General features: G+C 72.4%; 19 protein-coding genes. 9 read left to right on the top strand and 10 right to left on the bottom strand.

From position 1 onward, the window contains the following. Positions 1 to 90: 90 nt before the first annotated feature. Together IF46_RS0111515 and IF46_RS0111510 are read left to right on the top strand one after the other, a co-directional pair. Positions 91 to 2,247 carry an elongation factor G-like protein EF-G2 gene (locus IF46_RS0111515; protein WP_030488302.1) on the top strand — a complete coding sequence of 719 codons (2,157 nt, stop codon included), beginning with the start codon at positions 91 to 93 and terminating at the stop codon, positions 2,245 to 2,247. A 203-nt stretch (positions 2,248 to 2,450) separates the two neighbouring features. Next, positions 2,451 to 3,245: a hypothetical protein gene (locus IF46_RS0111510; protein ID WP_030488301.1), complete on the top strand. Its 795-nt coding sequence runs from the start codon at positions 2,451 to 2,453 to the stop codon at positions 3,243 to 3,245. 131 nt (positions 3,246 to 3,376) lie between these two features. On the opposite strand, the gene IF46_RS0111505 is transcribed toward IF46_RS0111510, so the two are convergent. The 4 genes from IF46_RS0111505 to fabG all read right to left on the bottom strand — a co-directional run bounded on the left by IF46_RS0111505 (position 3,377) and on the right by fabG (position 6,802). Beyond that, the gene (locus IF46_RS0111505) at positions 3,377 to 4,156 is read right to left on the bottom strand and encodes an HAD-IIA family hydrolase (RefSeq protein ID WP_030488300.1); all 780 of its coding nucleotides are present in this window, start codon (positions 4,154 to 4,156) and stop codon (positions 3,377 to 3,379) included. 15 nt (positions 4,157 to 4,171) lie between these two features. After that, entirely contained in the window at positions 4,172 to 5,200 is a 1,029-nt protein-coding gene (locus IF46_RS0111500) for a ferrochelatase (RefSeq protein WP_030488299.1), read from the bottom strand. Between the two features lie 102 nt (positions 5,201 to 5,302). Then, positions 5,303 to 6,070 (bottom strand): enoyl-ACP reductase FabI, encoded by a 768-nt coding sequence (gene fabI / locus IF46_RS0111495; RefSeq protein ID WP_030488298.1) that lies wholly within the window; start codon positions 6,068 to 6,070, stop codon positions 5,303 to 5,305. Positions 6,071 to 6,097: 27 nt separating this feature from the next. Continuing rightward, positions 6,098 to 6,802, bottom strand: a complete 705-nt coding sequence (fabG, locus tag IF46_RS0111490; RefSeq protein ID WP_030488297.1) for a 3-oxoacyl-ACP reductase FabG — start codon at positions 6,800 to 6,802, stop codon at positions 6,098 to 6,100. 398 nt (positions 6,803 to 7,200) lie between these two features. On the opposite strand from fabG, the gene IF46_RS32480 reads away from it, so the two are divergent. Beyond that, on the top strand, positions 7,201 to 7,416 hold the full coding sequence (locus IF46_RS32480) for a hypothetical protein (RefSeq protein WP_157562913.1): 216 nt from the start codon (positions 7,201 to 7,203) through the stop codon (positions 7,414 to 7,416). An 18-nt stretch (positions 7,417 to 7,434) separates the two neighbouring features. On the opposite strand, the gene IF46_RS0111480 is transcribed toward IF46_RS32480, so the two are convergent. From IF46_RS0111480 to IF46_RS0111470, 3 genes are read right to left on the bottom strand one after another with little or no spacing between them, the layout of a single operon-like run. Then, positions 7,435 to 8,385, bottom strand: coding sequence for a VWA domain-containing protein (locus IF46_RS0111480; RefSeq protein WP_030488296.1), 951 nt, complete (start codon positions 8,383 to 8,385; stop codon positions 7,435 to 7,437). Beyond that, on the bottom strand, positions 8,382 to 9,383 hold the full coding sequence (locus IF46_RS0111475) for a DUF58 domain-containing protein (RefSeq protein WP_084597873.1): 1,002 nt from the start codon (positions 9,381 to 9,383) through the stop codon (positions 8,382 to 8,384). The genes IF46_RS0111480 and IF46_RS0111475 overlap by 4 nt, the downstream gene beginning before the upstream one ends. Then, positions 9,362 to 10,459, bottom strand: coding sequence for an AAA family ATPase (locus IF46_RS0111470; RefSeq protein ID WP_030488294.1), 1,098 nt, complete (start codon positions 10,457 to 10,459; stop codon positions 9,362 to 9,364). The genes IF46_RS0111475 and IF46_RS0111470 overlap by 22 nt, the downstream gene beginning before the upstream one ends. Before the next feature lie 241 nt (positions 10,460 to 10,700). Here IF46_RS0111470 and IF46_RS0111465 point away from each other — a divergent pair, with 241 nt between their 5' ends. The 3 genes from IF46_RS0111465 (at position 10,701) to IF46_RS0111455 (ending at position 13,076) form a co-directional block, all read left to right on the top strand. Continuing rightward, on the top strand, positions 10,701 to 10,931 hold the full coding sequence (locus IF46_RS0111465) for a hypothetical protein (protein WP_030488293.1): 231 nt from the start codon (positions 10,701 to 10,703) through the stop codon (positions 10,929 to 10,931). Between the two features lie 152 nt (positions 10,932 to 11,083). Beyond that, positions 11,084 to 11,596 (top strand): PH domain-containing protein, encoded by a 513-nt coding sequence (locus IF46_RS0111460; protein WP_036391881.1) that lies wholly within the window; start codon positions 11,084 to 11,086, stop codon positions 11,594 to 11,596. Between the two features lie 43 nt (positions 11,597 to 11,639). After that, positions 11,640 to 13,076 carry a PH domain-containing protein gene (locus IF46_RS0111455; protein WP_084597872.1) on the top strand — a complete coding sequence of 479 codons (1,437 nt, stop codon included), beginning with the start codon at positions 11,640 to 11,642 and terminating at the stop codon, positions 13,074 to 13,076. Between the two features lie 18 nt (positions 13,077 to 13,094). On the opposite strand, the gene IF46_RS0111450 is transcribed toward IF46_RS0111455, so the two are convergent. Beyond that, positions 13,095 to 14,147 carry a phosphatase PAP2 family protein gene (locus tag IF46_RS0111450; RefSeq protein WP_232234009.1) on the bottom strand — a complete coding sequence of 351 codons (1,053 nt, stop codon included), beginning with the start codon at positions 14,145 to 14,147 and terminating at the stop codon, positions 13,095 to 13,097. Positions 14,148 to 14,272: 125 nt separating this feature from the next. On the opposite strand from IF46_RS0111450, the gene IF46_RS0111445 reads away from it, so the two are divergent. Both IF46_RS0111445 and IF46_RS0111440 read left to right on the top strand, forming a co-directional pair. Next, on the top strand, positions 14,273 to 14,677 hold the full coding sequence (locus tag IF46_RS0111445; protein WP_030488289.1) for a thioesterase family protein: 405 nt from the start codon (positions 14,273 to 14,275) through the stop codon (positions 14,675 to 14,677). Next, entirely contained in the window at positions 14,674 to 15,504 is an 831-nt protein-coding gene (locus tag IF46_RS0111440) for an MBL fold metallo-hydrolase (RefSeq protein WP_030488288.1), read from the top strand. The genes IF46_RS0111445 and IF46_RS0111440 overlap by 4 nt, the downstream gene beginning before the upstream one ends. On the opposite strand, the gene IF46_RS0111435 is transcribed toward IF46_RS0111440, so the two are convergent. Beyond that, entirely contained in the window at positions 15,501 to 16,436 is a 936-nt protein-coding gene (locus IF46_RS0111435) for a PfkB family carbohydrate kinase (protein ID WP_030488287.1), read from the bottom strand. The genes IF46_RS0111440 and IF46_RS0111435 overlap by 4 nt on opposite strands. A gap of 114 nt (positions 16,437 to 16,550) precedes the next feature. Beyond that, a complete protein-coding gene (locus tag IF46_RS0111430) occupies positions 16,551 to 17,735 on the bottom strand; it encodes an XdhC family protein (RefSeq protein WP_198041422.1) in 1,185 nt (394 codons plus the stop codon). A gap of 343 nt (positions 17,736 to 18,078) precedes the next feature. Between IF46_RS0111430 and IF46_RS0111425 the strand changes: the two genes are divergently transcribed. Beyond that, positions 18,079 to 19,179, top strand: a complete 1,101-nt coding sequence (locus tag IF46_RS0111425) for a lytic polysaccharide monooxygenase (protein ID WP_030488285.1) — start codon at positions 18,079 to 18,081, stop codon at positions 19,177 to 19,179. The last annotated feature ends 22 nt before the right edge of the window (positions 19,180 to 19,201 follow it).

The raw sequence follows: 19,201 nt of genomic DNA, 5'->3' as shown, positions 1-19,201 counted from the left end.
CCACCGGAGGATGACGCCGCGCACTCGCCCCGGGCCGCTACCCGTCGCGCGGCGGTCGCCACCACCACCGGCTGAGGGAGGTGCGCCCCCATGGCGCAGAAGAGTCACGACAAAGGTTCCACCGGCGGCACGCCCGTGGTGACCGAGCCCGAGCAGGTTCGCAACGTGGTGCTCGTCGGGCACTCCGGGGCGGGCAAGACCACCCTGGTCGAGGCCCTGCTCGCGGCGACCGGCACGATCGGCCGGGCCGGCACCGTGGTCGACGGCACCACGGTGGGCGACCACGACCCCGCGGCCGTACGCCAGCAGCGCTCGGTCAGCCTGTCCTGCGCACCGCTGCTGCACAACGGCATCAAGGTCAACCTGCTGGACACCCCCGGGTACGCCGACTTCGTCGGTGAGCTGCGCGCCGGGCTGCGGGCCTCCGACGCCGCGCTCTTCGTCGTCTCCGCGGCGGGTGGCATGGACGCCGCCACCGTCGCGCTGTGGGAGGAGTGCGCGGCCGTCGACATGCCCCGCGCGGTCGCGGTCGCCCGACTGGACCAGCCCCGCGCCGACGTCGACGAGACCGTGGCGCTCTGCCAACGCCTCTTCGGTGACAACGTGATGCCGCTCTACCTGCCGATGCTCGGCGACGACGGGGTCTCCACCGAAGGTCTGCTCGGCCTGATCACCCGTCGGGTCTTCGATTACAGCGCCGGGCTGCCCGCCGACGTCCGCGACCCGGACCCGGAGCACCAGCGGGCCATCGACGAGTCCCGCGACGAGCTGATCGAGGGGATCATCGCCGAGAGCGAGGACGAGACCCTCATGGACCGCTACCTCGACGGCGAGGAGATCACCGACGAGGTGCTCATCGACGACCTGGAGAAGGCCGTCGCCCGGGGCCACTTCTACCCGGTGGTGCCGGTCTGCGCCCAGACCGGTGTCGGACTGGACGTGCTGCTGGAGGTGCTGACCGCCGCGTTCCCGTCGCCGCTGGAGCACGAGTTGCCGGCGGTGACCGGCGTGGACGGCGACCCGCGTCCGCCGCTGACCTGTGACCCGGCCGGGCCGCTGGTCGCCGAGGTCGTCAAGACCACCGTCGACCGTCACGTCGGCCGGGTCTCCCTGGTCCGGGTCTTCTCCGGCACGCTGCGCCCCGACCAGACCGTGCACGTCTCCGGGCACGGCATGGCCGAACGCGGGCACCCCGACCACGACGCCGACGAGCGGGTCGGGCACATCTACACCCCGCTGGGCGCCACCCTGCGTGAGGTGTCGCACTGCGTGGCCGGCGACATCTGCGCGATCACCAAGTCGGGTAGCGCCGAGACCGGCGACACCATCTCGGCCAAGGACGACCCGCTGCTGATCGCCCCCTGGGAGATGCCGGAGCCGCTGCTGCCGGTGGCGATCGTCGCCCGCAGCCGCGCCGACGAGGACACCCTGGCCCGCAACCTGGCCCGCCTGATCGCCGGCGACCCCACGCTGCGGCTGGAGCGCAACCCGGAGACCCACCAGTTGGTCCTCTGGTGCATGGGCGAGGCGCACGCCGACGTGGTGCTCGACCGGCTCCGCGCGGGCGGCGTCGAGCTGGACACCGAGCCGGTCAAGGTGTCGCTGCGCGAGACGCTGACGGTGCCCGCGAAGGGACACGGCCGCCACGTCAAGCAGTCCGGTGGCCACGGCCAGTACGCGGTCTGCGACATCGAGGTCGAGCCGCTGCCCGCTGGCGGTGGCTTCGAGTTCGTCGACCGGGTGGTCGGCGGCGCGGTGCCGCACAACTACATCCCGTCGGTGGAGAAGGGCGTACGCGCCCAACTTGAGCGCGGCCTGGTCGCCGGCCACCCGGTGGTGGACCTGCGGGTGACCCTGGTCGACGGCAAGTCGCACAGCGTCGACTCCTCCGACGCGGCCTTCCAGACCGCCGGCGCGCTGGCGCTGCGCGACGCCGCCGAGCGCGGTCAGCCCGCTCTCCTGGAGCCGATCGACGAGGTCACCATCCGAGTCCCGGACGGCTCGGTGGGCACCGTGCTGGGCGACCTGTCCGGCCGCCGCGGCCGGGTGCTCGGCACCGAACCGGACCCGGACACCGAGGGCCGCACCCTCGTCCGCGCCGAGGTGCCGGCCACCGAGCTGCTTCGCTACGCCGTCGAGCTGCGCTCCATGACGGCCGGCACCGGCACCTTCCGCCGTCACTTCGTCCGCCACGATCCCATGCCCACCCACCTGGCCGACCAGACCCGCAAGGAACAAACCCCGTAAACCCCGACCCGCGTCGCGTCGCGTCGATGGGCCGAAGGGCCCCGGCGCTCGCAGAGTCGCGGCACCGGGCAGGGCGGGCGCGGCGCGGGGGGCGGATCGGACGGGACGGGGCAGGATTGGGGCGAAGGGGGCAGTTGGGGGCAGGCCGGGCAGCCGGAGCGGCAGTCGAGACAGGGCCGGTCGTGACCACGTACCCTTTCGGCATGTCCACCCCCGCAACGGGCGCGGCCACACTCACGCCGCGCCGGTCGAGCCGGTTCGTTGCCTGGGTGCGCGCGTGGCGCGCCGGGTTGGTGCCGTACGACGAGGTCGCCGACGCCATCGCCGGCGACGAGGAACACCTCGTGGCGGACGCCCCCGGCACCTGGACCGACGTCCCGCTGGGCGCCGCGCTACCGACTCTGGCCAAGCTCTCCCCGGATGACATCCGGCTGGTGCTGCCCGCACCGGGCGATCCTCGAGGGCTGCCTGGCCCGGGCGATTTCGCCGGTGCGGCGCTGGTCATGGGCGAGGCGGTCATCGCCGGTGGGCTCGGGTTGATTCCTGAGGTGCGGATGCACACCTCCGGCTCGGGGGACTGTTTCGAGACGGTGCTCTGGCGGGTCTACCCGCTGCCGGCCAACGCGCCCGCCGCTTCACTGGCGCTGCCCGGTGCCGCCGAGGCGGAGGCCGAGCTGGCCGCCGCGCTGGCCGAGACGACCGCCGTGCTGACCCGTCTCGACGTGGCCCAGTGGCGGCCCGAGCTGGCCGGCGCTTTGGCCGCGCTGCGCCGCCCGGATGGCGCGACCGATCTGCCGCCGGGCTTCGACCCGCGAGCACGTCGGCTCTTCGCCCGAGCGGCGGTGCTCGACCGGGTGCTGGCGTTGGCCGGGCACGTAGCGCCGGGCGGCGCGATCAACAACTACGAGGCGCAGCAACGGGACGCGGCACTACGACCGCTCACCGCGGCCTGCCGTCAGGCGTTGGTGGCCGCCTGCAACGCCCCACTACGCCCCTGACCACACCACCCACCCCGGTAACCGCGAGCGCCCCAGCAACCCATGATCGTGCTCGATCCAGGATGTAGTGGTCTGCGGGCGCTTCGTGACCACTACATCCTGGTTACCGCACGATCATCCGCCAGGGCTGCTCAGATCTCGTCGAGCAGGTCCGCGACGGAGTTGACGATCCGGGACGGGCGGTACGGGTAGCGCTCTGCCTCGGTACGGCTGCTGATCCCGGTGAGGACCAGGATGGTCTCCAGCCCCGCCTCCAGGCCGCACAGGATGTCGGTGTCCATCCGGTCACCGATCATCGCGGTGCTCTCCGAGTGCGCGTTGATGGTGTTGAGCGCGGAACGCATCATCATCGGGTTGGGCTTGCCGACGAAGTACGGCTCGACCCCGGTCGCCTTGGAGATCATGGCGGCGACCGAGCCGGCAGCGGGCAGGGCGCCCTCCACGGACGGGCCGGTCACATCGGGGTTGGTGCAGATGAACCGGGCCCCGTCGTTGATCAGGCGGACGGCCTTGGTGATCGCCTCGAAGCTGTAGGTGCGGGTCTCGCCGAGCACCACGTAGTCGGGGGCGAAGTCGGTCAGCACGTAGCCGACCGCGTGCAGCGCCGTGGTCAGCCCGGCCTCACCGATGACGTACGCGGTGCCGCCCGGCCGCTGGTCGGCGAGGAACTGGCCGGTGGCGAGGGCGGAGGACCAGATCGACTCCTCCGGCACGTCCAGCCCCATCCGGCTGAGTCGGGCCGTCAGGTCCCGCGGCGTGTAGATCGAGTTGTTGGTCAGCACCAGGAACGGCTTGCCGGAGGCGCGCATCCGGTTGATGAACTCCGGTGCGCCGGGCACTGGCTGGCCCTCGTGCACCAGTACGCCGTCCATGTCGGTCAGCCAACTCTGCACGGGCTTACGGTCCTGCATGATGATCCTCAGTTGTCAGGGTCGACGGGTCGGTACGCAACAGACGGTGGCGCAGGTGTCCCACATGGGCAGCTCGCCCAGGCGGCGGCGCAGCTGCGCACCGTCCGGGTCGGTCCGCTCGGTGACCAGCTCACGCACCATGGTCACGAAGCGCGGGTCGGTGCCCGGGGTGGCGGCCCGGACGAAGTCCAGGCCGAGACGCTTGGCCGTGTCCAACGCTTCGGTGTCCAGGTCCCACACGACCTCCAGGTGGTCGGAGACGAACCCGATCGGGCTGACCACCACGCCGGTGGTGCCACCCTGCGCGAGGGCGGCCAGGTGGTCGTTGATGTCCGGTTCCAGCCACGGCACCTGCGGTGGGCCGGAGCGGCTCTGCCAGACCAGGTCGTACGCCAGGTCAGGGGCGGCGGCCGCGGCGACGAGCCGGGCGGTCTCGTGCAGCTGCGCCTCGTACCGGCCGCCGTGCGGGCCGGCGTTGGCGGCCATGGAGTTGGGGATGGAGTGGGCGGTGAAGACCAGCCGGGTGGTGTCCCGCTTCGCGGGGTCGAGCTGCGCCAGGGCAGCCCGGACCGCGTCGACGTGCGGCTCGACGAAGCCGGGGTGGTCCCAGAACTGGCGCAGCTTCTCGATCACCGGGGCGTCCGGGCCGACCGCGGCGCGCGCGGCGGCGATGTCCTCCTGGTACTGCCGGCAGGACGAGTAGCCGCCGTACGCGCTGGTGACGAAGGCCAGCGCCCGGGTGATCCCGTCGTCGCGCATCTGGGTGACGGTGTCGGCGAGCATCGGGTCCCAGTTGCGGTTGCCCCAGTAGATCGGCAGGTCGACACCGTGCGCGGCGAAGTCGGCGCGGACGGCGGCCAGCAGGTCCCGGCACTGCTGGTTGATCGGGGACACCCCACCGAAGTGCTGGTAGTGCTCGGCGACCTCAGTCAGCCGCTCGGGCGGCACACCCCGGCCCCGGGTCACGTTCTGCAGGAACGGCATCACGTCCTCGGGCCGCTCCGGCCCGCCGAAGGACACCAGCACCACCGCGTCGTACGACATGGGGTTCATTCTTGCCCCCCGGCCGGGACGTCCCGGCGACGCCCCCTGGTCCGGATGCGTAGATCACGCGAACGGCGACCAGGGAGCGTCGTCGGTCACGCGTCAGGAACCGATGGCGTGGTAGCCGCCATCGACGTGGACGATCTCGCCGGTGGTGGCCGGGAACCAGTCGGAGAGCAGCGCCAGGCAGGCCCGCGCGGCGGGCTCCTGGTCGGTGAGGTTCCAGCCCAGCGGGGCCCGCTCGGCCCAGGCGGACTCGAACTGGTCGAAGCCGGGGATCGACTTCGCGGCGATGGTGCGCAGCGGCCCGGCGGCGACCAGGTTGCTGCGGATGCCCTGCTTGCCCAGGTGCAGCGCCAGGTAGCGGGACGCGGACTCCAGGCCGGCCTTGGCCACGCCCATCCAGTCGTAGACCGGCCACGCCTTCGTCGCGTCGAAGGTCAGGCCGACCACCGCGCCGCCGGGCGACATCAGCGGCAGCGCCGCCATGGCCAGCGACTTGTACGAGAAGGTGGAGACGTGCAGGGCGGTCGCCACGTCCTCCCACGGTGCGTCGAGGAAGCCGCCGCCCAGGCAGCTCTGCGGGGCGAAACCGATCGAGTGCACGACACCGTCGAGGCCGTCGACGTGCTCGCGTACCCGGTCGGCGAGGCCAGCCAGGTGCTCGGTGTTGGTGACGTCCACCTCGATGACCGGCGCCGGCTCGGGCAGCCGCTTGGCGATCCGCTCGACCAGGGAGAGCCGGCCAAAGCCGGTGAGCACGACCTGCGCGCCATTTTCCTGGGCGAGCTTCGCCACCGAGAAGGCGATCGAGGCGTCGGTGATGACACCGGTGACGAGCAGTCGCTTACCGGCGAGCAGTCCGGACATCGCAGAAATCCTCCGTAGTCAAAAAGGTTAGTGGCCCATGCCGAGGCCGCCGTCGACCGGGATGACGGCGCCGGAGACGTACCCGGCGCTGTCGGAGGCCAGCCAGGTGACCACGGCGGCGACCTCGTCCGGGCTGGCCATCCGGCCGGCCGGGATGGACTTGCGGATCTCCGCCTTGCGGTCCTCGGAGAGGCCGGCGGTCATGTCCGTGTCGATGAAGCCGGGCGCCACCACGTTCGCGGTGATGTTGCGGCTGCCCAGCTCCCGGGTGATCGAGCGGGCGACGCCGACGAGGCCGGCCTTGCTGGCGGCGTAGTTGACCTGCCCGGCGCCACCGGAGAGGCCGACCACCGAGGAGATGAAGATCATGCGGCCCCACTTGGCGCGGAGCATCTTTGCGGAGGCCCGCTTCGCGACCCGGAACGCGCCGGTGAGGTTGGTGTCCACCACACCGGTGAACTGCTCCTCGCTCATCCGCAGCAGCAGCGTGTCGTCGGTCATGCCGGCGTTGGCCACCAGCACCTCGACCGGCCCCAGCTCGGCCTCGACGGCGGCGAACGCAGCGTCGATCGAGGCGGCGTCGGTGACGTCGGCGCGGACGCCGAACAGCCCGTCGGGCGCCTCGCCGCTGCGGTGGGTGACCGCCACCCGGTCGCCCTGCTTGGCGAAGGCCTGCGCGATGGCCAGGCCGATCCCCCGGTTACCCCCGGTCACCAGCACGGTACGGGCCACTGTTCCCCCTTGCGAATGGTCGGCACGGACGCGTCGGAGCCTAGGCGTTACCGGCAGGTAAGCGCTAACGGGAGGCGCGTCACATTGAGGTATGACACGGGGATCAACCCCTGGTGGCATGCCTCGTGACGGGGTCGGCCCGGAGCCTCGGCCGGCCCCGGCCGCAGCGCCAGCCGGGCGGTGGAGGGGGTGCCGGCCGGTCGGCCGAGTGCGTTCCGTCGGCACCGCGGGTGTACGATCATCGACGTTCCGGCCGGCCCGACTTGCAGGAGGTGATCGCTGTGCGAGATAGCGATCCTCCCAGTCGTGGCCGGGCCGATGGTCAGTCCCGCTGAGCCACGACTCAGTCTGGTGAGCTGACCCCGCTCCGCTCCCCCACCGCTTCGGCACCTGCCGAGGTGAGTGTGTCGCGCCGCCCGATCCCGGGCGGTCGCCGGGAGCCGCCCGGTCACGACTTCGTGTGCGCGTCCCCGCCCCCTGCGGTCCGCCCCCGCACGCGGACCGTCCAGCCGCCACCCGGAGCCGTCATGAGCCGCTACGTCGCCCCGCTGGGCTTCACCCTCGCCGCCGTCTGGGTGGCCATCGTCTTCGTGCTCGCCGGCGGCGGTCACTGACCGCCGCCGGTACACCGTTCAGAGCATCCGCGACGACCAGAGCAGGCTGAGCGCACCCGCACAGAGCGCCAGCAGCAGCGCCACCCCGGCGTACCACTGGGTCACCTCACGCGGCTCGGTGCGGAACCCGATCGAGCTGCCCATGTCCTGATAGACCTGCTTCAGCTCGCTCACCGAGGCCGCCTCGTAGAAGTAACCCTCGGTGGTCTCGGCCAGCTCGGCGAGCGCCATCCGGTCCACCGGCACCCGCTGCAACTGCCCGCCGATGTCGACCTGCCCGGTGTCGGTGCCAAAGGCGATGGTGGAGACCGGGACGTTGGCCGCCTGCGCGGCCGCCGCCGCCTCCTCCACCGCCCGACCGGAAGTCCGGAAACCATCGGAGAGCAGCACGATCCGGGCCGGCGGAATGCCCGCCGCGCCGTCGGCCGGCACCGACCGGATCGCCTCCAGGCAGGTGAACACCGCCTCGCCGGTCGCGGTCGCCTCGGCCAACACCAGCCCGTCGATGGCGCTGGTCACCGCGTCCCGGTCCTTGCCTGGCGGCACCAGCACGTTGGCCGCCTTGGCGAACGACACGAGGCCCAGGTTGTAGCTCTCCGGCAGCTCGCTGACGAACTGCTTGGCCGCCTCCTGCGCCGCCTCGAGCCGGTTCGGTGCCACGTCGTCGGCCTGCATCGACAAGGACACGTCGATGGCGAGCATCACGGTGGCCCGCTCCAGCGGCTCCTTGGTGTCCACCGCGGGCCGGGCCAGCGCGGTGGCCAGCACCAGCAGGCAGAGCAGGAACGCGGTCGCCGGGACGTGCCGACGCCAGCCCAGGCCCTTCGGCGCGACCGTACGCAGCAGGTCCACATTGGTGAACCGCATCGCGTACGCCCGGCGGTGCAGTTGCCGCCAGACGTAGAACGCGGCAAGTGCGAGCACCGGCAGCACAGCCAGCAGCCACCACGGTTGCATGAAACGGATCATCGTGTCGTCCCCCGGGTGCGCGCGTGCCGCTGCGCGGCCACGAATCGCACCATGTCCAGCAGCCAGTCTCGGTCGGTACGCAGACGCAGGTGGGCCGCGCCGGCACCCCGCAGGGCGGCGGCGATCGTGGCCCGTTGGGCGGTGGCGGCGTCGGCGTAGCGCTGCCGCAGCCGCGGGTCGGCGGTCTGCACCTCGTGCAGCTCGCCGCTCTCCGGGTCGACCACCGGCAACACGCCCACGTCGGGCAGCTCCAACTCGCGCGGGTCGACCACCTCGATCGCCAGCACGTCGTGGCGGACCCGCAGCTTGCGCATCGGCCGCGCCCACTGCTCGGCCGGCGCGAGGAAGTCCGAGACCACCACGGCCACCCCGCGTCGTCGGGGTGGTCGGTTGAGCATCTCGATCAGGGCGCCCAGGTCTCCTCGGCCGGGCTGGATGGTGGTGCCGGCGACGGCCCGCAGCAGGCCCTGCGCCTCCTTGCGGCCGGAGCGGGCCGGCAGCCGGGTGAGCACCCCGGGCCCGGCCGGCGGTGGTCCGCCGCGCCAGCGTCGGGCCGGCGCGGACACGCCGCCACCGGTGCCGATCACGGCGCCGATCCGGTTACCCCCGCGCACGGTCAGGTGGGTGATGGCGGCAGCGGCGGCCACCACGACCTCCCGCTTGAGCCACTGCCCGGTGCCGAAGTCCAGGCTGGCGGAGAGATCCAACGCGAGCCAGGTCTCCAACTCCCGGTCGGCGACCGTACGCCGCACGTGTGGTGTCGTGGTCCGTGCCGTGACCGGCCAGTCCATCCGACGCACGTCGTCGCCGGGGCGGTACTCCCGGGACTCGCCCGCCTCGCTGCCCGGTCCGGGCAGCAGGCCGGCGTAGTCGCCCTGAAGCAGACCATCGAGTTTGCGGGTGACGAGCAGCTGCAGCCGGGACAGCACGGCCTCGCTGCGGTCGGCGAGCGGGGCGGGACGAGGGGTGGGTGAGGTCACGGCCGCTGCCCGGGCCAGCCAGCGCCCGGCGGCGGCGCGATCGGCGACGGAGTGGCCTGCTGCCGGGGGGCGACCGCCGGGAGCGGGATCGTCGACATCACCCGCTGCACGATGTGGTCGGCGGGCACGTCGTCGGCGAGCGCGTCGTAGCTGAGCACCAACCGGTGCCGCAGGATGTCCGGCGCGATGTCCTGCACGTCCTGCGGCAGGGCGTAGTCACGCCCGCGCAGCAGCGCCAGGGCACGGGTCGCCCGGACCAGACCCAGCGAGGCGCGCGGGCTGGCCCCGTACTGGATCAGTTGCGCGACGTCGGGCATGCCGTGCTCGGCCGGGGCGCGGGTCGCCAGCACCAATCGGACCGCGTAGTCGACCAGGGCGTTGTGGACGAAGACCTGGTCCGCCTTGCGTTGCAGGGCGATCAGCTCCGGGGTGTCGAACACCGCGGTCGGCTCGGGCGCGGCCACGCCCATCCGGTAGACGATCTCCCGTTCCTCCGCGTCGGTCGGGTAGCCCACCACGATCTTCATGAGGAACCGGTCCCGCTGCGCCTCCGGCAGCGGATAGACGCCCTCCTGCTCGATCGGGTTCTGGGTGGCCATCACCAGGAACGGGTCGGGCACCCGGTGGCTCTCCCCACCGATGGAGACCTGCCGCTCACTCATCACTTCCAGCAGCGCGGACTGCACCTTCGCCGGAGCCCGGTTGATCTCGTCGGCGAGCAGGAAGTTGACGAAGACCGGCCCCAGCTCGACGTCGAACTTCTCGCTCGACTGCCGGTAGATCCGGGTGCCCATGATGTCGGCCGGCACCAGATCCGGGGTGAACTGCACCCGCGCGAAGGACCCGCCGACGACCTTGGCGAGGGTCTCCACCGCCAGGGTCTTGGCCACCCCGGGCACCCCTTCGATCAGGCAGTGACCGCGGGCGAGCAGCGCCACGAACATCCGCTCCACCATCCGGTCCTGCCCGACGATCACACGTTTGATCTCGAACAGCGCCTTCTCCAGCAGGGTGGCGTCCTGGGCCGGTGTGGTCACCGGCGTTGGCGCCGCTCCGTTCGGTGTCGGGGCGTCGGGCATGGTCGGCTGGGCCACCGGTCCTCCACAGCGTTTGTCGGTCGTCGCGGCTCGTGCGGTATCAAGACTCGCACGCCTTGCTGAGTGCCGAGGTGGTGAGAAGCCGATTTTCGCCGCGTCGTCCCCAGCAACCGAACCGCGCATCGCGGGTATGCACGGACCGGCCCACCGCGTGTACGATTCACCCCGTCGCCGGGCGACTCCCCCCGTGGTCGCCCGGCGCTCAACCTCTCCGTCCGGCCGCCCTAGACTGGCCGGGATGAGCACCCCCTCCCCCGCCGACGAGGCCCTGGTCTGTTCGGCCCGGGGCTGCCGGTCCGCCGCCGTCTGGGCGCTGAAGTGGAACAATCCCCGTCTGCACGACGCCGATCGGCGCAAGACCTGGTTGGCCTGTGCCGAGCACCGGGGCAGCCTCGGTGACTTCCTGGACGCTCGCGGCTTTCTGCGTGCCGTCACTCCGGTGCCCGGATCGCCTACGCTCGACATGTGAGCGGCGACCCACCGGCTTCCCCCGGCCCCACCTCCCCGTCCTGGCCGCCCACCCCGGCCACCGCACCTCCCGGCGTCGAGCCGGCGTCCGGCGCGTTTCCCACGCTCGGCCCGGAGCCCGCCGCGCCGCCCGATCCCGGCGCGTCCGGCCCTCTGCTGACCACCGCGGCGGGCGACCGGGGGCCGCTGGAGCCCTGGCCGGACACGGTCGGATGGCAGCCGATCTCCACCGACCTGATCTGGGTGGAGCTGATCCGGCTGGCGGTCGTGGTCGCCATCGGGCTGGCGGTGACGTCGGTCGGCTGGGCGTTCAGCGGCCACTGGCTGTTGGGGCTCGCCGTCGCCGTCGTGCTGGCGCTCGGCGCGTGGCGGGCCGTCGCGATCGTCCGCGCCGTGCGGGCCTGGGGGTACGCCGAGCGGGACAACGACCTGCTGGTCCGGCACGGGCTGCTGGTCCGCCGGCTCTCCATCGTGCCGTATTCGCGAATGCAGTTCGTCGACGTGAGCGCCGGGCCGTTGGAGCGCGCCTTCGACCTGGCCACCGTGCAGTTGCACACGGCGGCGGCGGCGAGCGACGCCCGGGTGCCCGGGCTGCGTCCGGCGGAGGCGTCCCGGCTGCGCGATCGACTCACCGCGCTCGGCGAGGACCGGGCGGAGGGGCTGTGAGCACCCGTACGGGCAGCCGCCGACCGTGCCGAGGACCAGCCCGATGAGTGACGGCCCCGCCGGGCCGGTGCCACCGGTGGTGCCCGCTGACGCGGCCCCTGCTGGGCCCGTGCCGCCAGGGGCGCCCGCGCCGTGGTCGGCGTCGCCGGGCGTCGGCGACGGCGAGCCCCGGCAGCGACTGCATCCGCTCAGCCCGGTGTTGCACGGCGCCAAGTCCCTGGTCGTGGTGATAGCCGGGTTGTCCTGGTCGACGCTTTCCCGGGTGGGCTTCGGCTGGTTCGCCGCCATGGTGGCCGTGCTGGCGCTCGGCGCGACAGTGCTGTCGGTGATCAGCTGGTACAACACCGGCTACCACGTCGTGGGCCGGGAGCTACGGGTGTACGAAGGGCTGCTCTGGCGGCGTACCCGGGCCATTCCATTGGAACGGTTACAGGCCGTGGAGGTGGTTCGGCCGCTGCTCGCCCAGCTCACCGGTCTGGCCGAGCTGCGTCTGGAGGTCGTCGGCGGGGGCAAGACCGAGGCGCCGCTGGCGTACCTCGGGGTGGCCGACGCGGCCCTGCTGCGCGAGCGGCTGCTGGCGCTGGCCGGGCGGGTGGCGCAGGCGCCCACGCCCGGCGACGCGGCGGTCCCGGCGGTCGGGGGTGCGACGGTGCCGCCGGCAGCCGTGCCGGGTCGGCCACTGCACGCGGTACGCAACCAGAACCTGTTGATCAGCCAACTGCTCACCCCGCAGGCGTTCCTGCTCCCGTTCGGTGTGGCCTTCGTCGTGGTGCAGTTCCTCACCGCCGGGTCGTGGTCGTTCGTCGCGGTGGCGAGCACGCTGACCGCGATGGCGGGTGTGCTCCTGCAACCGATCCGCCGGGTCCTCGACGACTGGAACTTCCGGCTGGCCCTCGACGGCGGCACGCTGCGGGTGCACAACGGCCTGCTGGAGACGCGGGCGCAGACCGTGCCGCTGGAACGAGTGCAGACCGTGCGGGCCACCTGGCCGCTGCTGTGGCGGGTGAACGGCTGGCTGCGGCTGCGCCTGGAGGTGGCCGGTTACTCCGTCGCGGAGGCCGACGACCGCAACCGGCCCGACCGGCTGCTGCCGGTCGGCGACCTGCCGACGGCGACGGCGATCGTCGCCGAGGTGCTCCCCGGGGTACGCCTCGACGTGCTCACCCTGAGCCCGCCACCGCGCCGGACCCGCTGGCTGCACCCCCTGGGCCGGAACGCGTTCGGCGCGGGGCTGTTCGAGCAGGTGTTCGCCACCCGGTCCGGGCGACTCACCCGGCAGTTGGTGATCGTGCCGTACGCCCGGATCCAGAGCGTGCGCGTGGTCCAGGGGCCGATCCAACGCCGTCTGGGGTTGGCCTCCGTCCACGCGGACACCGCCGGCGGTTCGGGCGCCACCGCCCAGGACCGCGACCTAGCAGAAGCCTGGGCCCTGGCAGCCGCCCTGGTTGCCCGTTCCCACGACGCCCGCACCCCCAGCTAACCCCTGTTGATCATGAAGTTATTGCCCTGCCGCACGGCGTGTCGGGGCAACAACTTCATGATCACCGGACCTTGGTTGGGTTGGGGTGGGGGTGGGGGTTGGTTCTGCGGGCTTGGGGTGGCTGGTGCGCCACTTCGCCCAGGCGCGTTCTGCCAGGCCTACCACCAGGAAGGTCAGCCCCACGTACGCCCAGCCGACCAGCACGTCGATCACGTAGTGCTCGCCCGAGTAGACCAGGGTGAAGGTCATCGCCAGCGGGTACGCGAGCAGCAGCGGCCACCAGCGACGACGGGTGGCGGTCAGGAAGAACAGCACCACGAACAACGCCCACGCGGTGTGCAGCGACGGCATCGCGGCCACCGGGTTGGAGGCGATCTGGCCGGCGTTGAGGACGTTGCCGGCACCGTGCATGCCGAACGCCTTCCAGCCCCGCGTCGAGATCCGGGCGACCTCGGTGAGCAGCCCGTTCTGCGCCGCCCACCAGGGCGGCGCGGCCGGGTAGATGAAGTAGGTGACCAGGCCGGCCGCGCAGAGGAAACCCCAACGCCGCATGTACGCGGCCCAGCGGTGCCGGTCGCGCAGCCAGAGCACCGCGGCGGCGGTCAGCGCCACCACGAAGTGCGAGAAGTACACCCAGCTCGCCGCGACATCCCACCAGTGCACCTGCGGGCGGTAGAGGTGCTGCTGCAACCAGACGGTGGGCACCTCCCCGCCGGTGGCCCAGCCGAACATGAACCGGTCGGCGACGATCAGCTCCATCGCGTGCGGGGTGGCCCCGTTGTCGGCGAACCCGCGCGAGAGGTTGTACACGACGAACAGCAGCACCACCGGCACCCAGTCCCGGGCGAAGCGCAGGTGACTGCGCCACGGCCGTTCGCTGTTCCAGGCGATGGTCGCGGCCCAGATCCAGACGAAGGCGTACGTGGGGTCGGTGGGCAGCCCAATGGCCAGCCACGCGCCGACGAAGGCGACCGCCCAGACGGTCATCGCGACGACGCGCCGACGACCCCCGTCCGGGGACGCGGGCGGGTCGGTCCGGGCGGGGGGCTGGGGGTCAGTCACGACGGCCATCGCGGTCAAGGTTAACGACGGGGGCGGCATCGACCGACGGGGACCACCTGGCGAGGCCGCGCACAGGTTGTGCTGGATCGCCGGGCGAGTGCTCGGCCGGCTCGGCGAGCACTAGGCTGACGACCATGCAGGAGCAGCCCGAGCCGGCCTTCGCGCCGGGTCTGACCGCCCAGGTCGAGTTGACCGTCACCGACGCGGACACCGCCCAGGCGGTCGGTTCCGGGGACGTACCGGTGCTGGGCACTCCCCGGGTGCTGGCGCTGGCCGAGGCGGCGACCGTCGCGGCGACGGCGACCGGGATGCCGCCCGGTTCGACGACCGTGGGCACCCGGGTCGAGTTGGAGCACCTGGCGCCGACAGTGGTCGGCCGGACGGTCCGGGCGCAGGCGCTGCTGGCGACCGTCGACGGTCGCCGGCTGTCGTTCGAGGTCACGGTCAGCGACGGTGATCAGACGGTGGCCCGGGGGCGGGTGGACCGGATCCTGGTCGACCGGGGACGCTTCGTCGAGCGCGCCGGGCGGGCGTCGTGAACGCCGGTTTCGTCGAGGTCGCCGACCGGGTGCACGTGTTGGCCGAGCCGCTGCTGCGGGTAAACGTCACCCTGATCGTCGGCGACGACGAGGCGCTCCTGGTGGACACGCTCTCGTCGGCCGCCCAGGCCACCGAGCTGGCCGCGGCCGTCCGAGCCGTCACCGACCGCCCGTTGACGCTTGTCAACACCCACCACCACTACGACCACTGCTTCGGCAACGCCGTCCTGGCCGGTGACCCACCCCGCCCGGTGTACGCGCACGAGTTGGCTGCCACCGCCCTGCGCGACGAGCCGGAGCGGCTGCGCCGCGAGGCGTACGAGGAGTTGCGCACCGAGCACCCGGCGCTCGCCGCCGAGCTGGCCGGCACCCCGCTGCTGGCCCCGACGCACACCGTGCACGTCGAGACGACAGTCGACCTGGGCGGCCGGCAGGTGCTGCTGCGACACCCGGGGCGGGGGCACACCGAAGCCGACCTGGTGGTGCACGTGCCGGACGCCGACGTGTTGGTCGCCGGGGACCTGGTGGAGCAGAGCGGCCCGCCCGCCTTCGAGGACTCGTACCCCCTGCAGTGGCCGGACGCGGTCGCGGACCTGCTGCGGCTGACCACCGCGCGCACGGTGGTCATCCCCGGCCACGGCGACCCGGTGGACGTCGACTTCGTCCGAGCCCAGCACGCGGAGCTGGCAAAACTGGCCTGGCTGATCCGGGCCGGGCACACCGGCAGCGCGCCGGCGGAGCGGGTGGCCGCCGAGGCGCCCTTCGGGGCCCGTGCCGCACTGATCGCCACCCACCGCGGCTACCAGCAGCTCGACGGCTCGATCTAGCCCTCGAAGCGGCGTTGGACGGCTGCTCGGGTGGGCATCGCGGTGGCGCCGCCCGGGGATTCGCAGACCAGGCCGGCTACCCGCAGGGCGAAGGCGACCCGGTCGGGCCAGCCGGACGGGCTCTCCGGCTCGCCGTCGACGAGCAGGTCGGCGATCAGCGCGGCCATCACCGAGTCACCGGCGCCGGTGGCGTCGATCGCGTTGACCTTGGGAGCCGGCACCCGGACCGGGTCGGCGTCGGCAGCGGCCAGCACCGCACCGGCCGCGCCGAGCGTCACCACGACCGTGGCCGCCCCCAACTCCCGCAGGTACGTCGCCACCCCCTCGACCGGCTCACCGGGATAGAGCAGCACGGCGTCGGCGGCGCTCAGCTTGACCAGGTGCGCGCCGGCGGCGAACTCCGCCACCACCTCGCGCAGCCCTTCCAGCGCGCCTGGTCCGTGCAGCAGCCGGGGACGCACGTTCGGGTCGAAGACCCGCAGACCGGTGGCGAGCGACCAGGCACGTCGGGCGGCGGCGAGCGTGCTTGGTTGGAGCAGCACGATCGAGCCGCAGTAGAGCACGTCGGCGCCCTCCAGCAGCGCGAGATCCAGATCGTCGGGGCCGAGCAGGCCGTAGGAGGCCGGCTCGCCGTAGAAGCGGAAGTCTGGCTCCGGCCCGGCGTACGTGACCACCGCGAGCGTGCTCGGCGCCGGCACCGTGATCGCACCGGCCACCCCGACGTCGGCCGCGGTGAGGAAGGCGCGGATCCGGCCGCCCAGCGCGTCGTCACCGAGCGAGCCGACGAACTGCGCCGCACCGCCGAGTCGGGCCACCCCGACGGCGACGTTGAGCGGCCCACCGCCGATGGCCTGCCGATAGACCCGCTCCCCGTCGAGTTCGCTGTCGAGCAGGTCGACGAGCGCTTCGCCGAGCACCACCGCGTATCCCATGCCGATCCTCTCGTCGTCACCACCGGCCGCCACTCGCCGAGCCGATCGCCGTGGCATCAGGCTGGCACAACGCACGGCCCGATGGGCGCCGAAGACCACGCACCGACGTGCGCGCTAACCCGGGTGGTGGACCGGCCCGTCGAGCGCCGCAAGGGGGCGGCCGGTGCCGCCCCATCGGGCCGCGACGATCTGCGCGGCCACACTCACGGCGGTCTCCTCCGGGGTACGACCACCGAGATCCAACCCGATCGGGGAGGCGAGCCGGGCGAGCTGCGCCGGACTGAGCCCCGCCTCGCGCAGCAGCTTGTGCCGCTCGTCGTGGGTGCGCCGTGAGCCCATCGCCCCGACGTACGCCAACGGGTGACGCAACGCCAGCTCCAGCAACGGCACGTCGAACTTCGGGTCGTGGGTGAGCACGCACACCACCGTCCGCTCGTCGAGCCGATCGGCCGCCAACTCCGTACGCAGGTAGCGGTGTGGCCACTGCGCCACCACCTCGTCCGCCTCGGGGAAGCGCCGCGCGGTGGCGAAGACCGGCCGGGCGTCGCAGACGGTGACCCGGTAACCGAGGAACGCGCCGATCCGGGCCACCGCGGCGGCGAAGTCGATCGCCCCGAAGACGATCATCCGGGGTGGGGTGGCGTACGCGGTGACGAAGAGGTCGATGCCGCTGCCTCGGCGCTGCCCGTGATACCCGTACCGGAGCATCCCGCTGTGCCCGGCGGCGAGCAGCCCGAGGGCGTCGTCGCGGGCGGCGTCGTCGAGCCGGTCGTCGCCGAGCGAGCCGATGCTCTGCTGGCCGGTCAGCACCAGCCGCCGGCCGAGCCGCCGGGCCGGGTCGGGTGGTGGATCGTTGTCTGCTGGTGGATCGCCGGCGTCGGCGGCCACGCAGGTGACGATTGCCGCCGGGCGGCCGCTGCGCCGGGCGGCGGCGACCGCGTCCAGCGCCGGCAGGGCGCTGGAGTCGACGCGTTCCACGAACACGTCGAGGATGCCACCGCAGGTCAGGCCCACGGTGTACGCGTCGTCGTCGCTGATCCCGTACCGGCACAGCGCGGGTTTGCCGGTGTCGAGCACGCAGCGGGCCCGTTCGTAGAGATCCGCTTCGACACAGCCGCCGGAGACGCTGCCGATGACCGTGCCGTCGGTGGCGACCACCATGGCGGCACCGGGCGGCTGCGGGGCGGAGCGCCAGGTGGCCACGACGGTGGCCAGCGCGACGGGTTCGCCGTCACGGCACCGGCGGTGCACCTCGTCGAACACGTCCGGCACCGGCGGCAGCCTCTTTCGTTCCGTCATCCCCGTACGCAGGATATGGCGTGCGACGGGGACCGGTGGCCCTTCTCATGCATCGAGGAACGCCTATTGTGCTGGGGCGTTCGGCGTGGTGGGATGACGCGTACCGGGCGGTGCGAGGGCTGCCGCGCCGCCGGTTGCCGGGTTCATTTGGCGCGAGGGCACCGGTCCAGGGCAAGGACCGTCGACGGCGCACGTCCACCGGCTGTTTCCCGCCGGGGCACGTCGCCATGATCGTCGCACCGCTCACGACAGCGGGGCGATCACGCCACATCCCACCCGATTGCGGTGGGGCGGCTCAGGCAGCGCCCCTCGCGAGTCAGGAGAACCCGTGAACCGTTCCCGTATGGCCGCGTTGCTCATCGCGGCCGTGACCCTCGCGCTGGGCGCTGTCGCCCTGGCGCCCAATCCGCAGCCAGCGGCAGCACACGGCACGCCGTTGACCCCGGGCAGCCGCACCTACCTGTGCTGGCAGGACGGCCTCACCCAGACCGGTGAGATCAGGCCGATCAACCCCGCGTGCTCCGCGGCGGTGGCGCAGAGCGGGGCGAACTCGCTCTACAACTGGTTCAGCGTGTTGCGCTCCGACGCCAATGGCCGGACCACCGGCTTCATTCCCGACGGGCAGCTGTGCAGTGGCGGCAACTCCGGCTACAGCGGCTTCAACCTGGCCCGCACCGACTGGCCGCTGACCCACCTGACCTCAGGTGCGCGGTTGGACTTCCGGTACAGCAACTGGGCGCACCACCCGGGCACGTTCTACTTCTACGTGACCAAGAACGGCTGGAGCCCGACCCGGGCGCTGGCCTGGAGTGACCTGGAGGAGCAGCCGTTCCTCACGGTGACCAACCCGCCGCAGCGCGGCTCGGTCGGCACCAACGAGGGGCACTACTACTTCAGCGGCAACCTGCCCTCGGGCAAGAGCGGCCAGCACATCATCTACTCCCGTTGGGTCCGCTCGGACTCACAGGAGAACTTCTTCGGCTGCTCCGACGTGGTCTTCGACGGCGGCAACGGCCAGGTGACAGGCGTGAAGGGCGGCACGTCGCCGACCCCCACCCCGACCACCCCGACGCCCACGCCGACCACCCCGACGCCGGGGCCGACCGACCCGCCGCCGACGACCACCCCGCCGCCGGCCGGTGGCGACTGCATGGCGGTCTACAAGGTGAGCAGCGCCTGGCAGGGCGGCTTCCAGGGCGAGGTCACGATCATGAACCACGGCAGCACGCCGTTCTCCGGTTGGACAGCGAGCTGGACCTGGCCCAACGGGCAGTCGATCAGTCAGATCTGGAGCGCCACACAGACGACGTCCGGCTCAACGGTGACGGCGACGAACGTCTCCTACAACGGCACTGTCGCACCGGAGGGCACCACGACGTTCGGCTTCCTGGCCAGCACCACCGGAACCAACGGGCTCCCCACAGTCACCTGCGCCCGCCGCTAACCACCACCACCTGAAATGATCA

Source organism: Micromonospora chokoriensis (genome assembly GCF_000718555.1).
In the GTDB taxonomy this organism is placed as follows: Bacteria; Actinomycetota; Actinomycetes; order Mycobacteriales; family Micromonosporaceae; genus Micromonospora; species Micromonospora chokoriensis_B.
The sequence above is the reverse complement of the archived record's forward strand: the minus strand, read 5'-3'. Positions and strand labels throughout refer to the sequence as shown.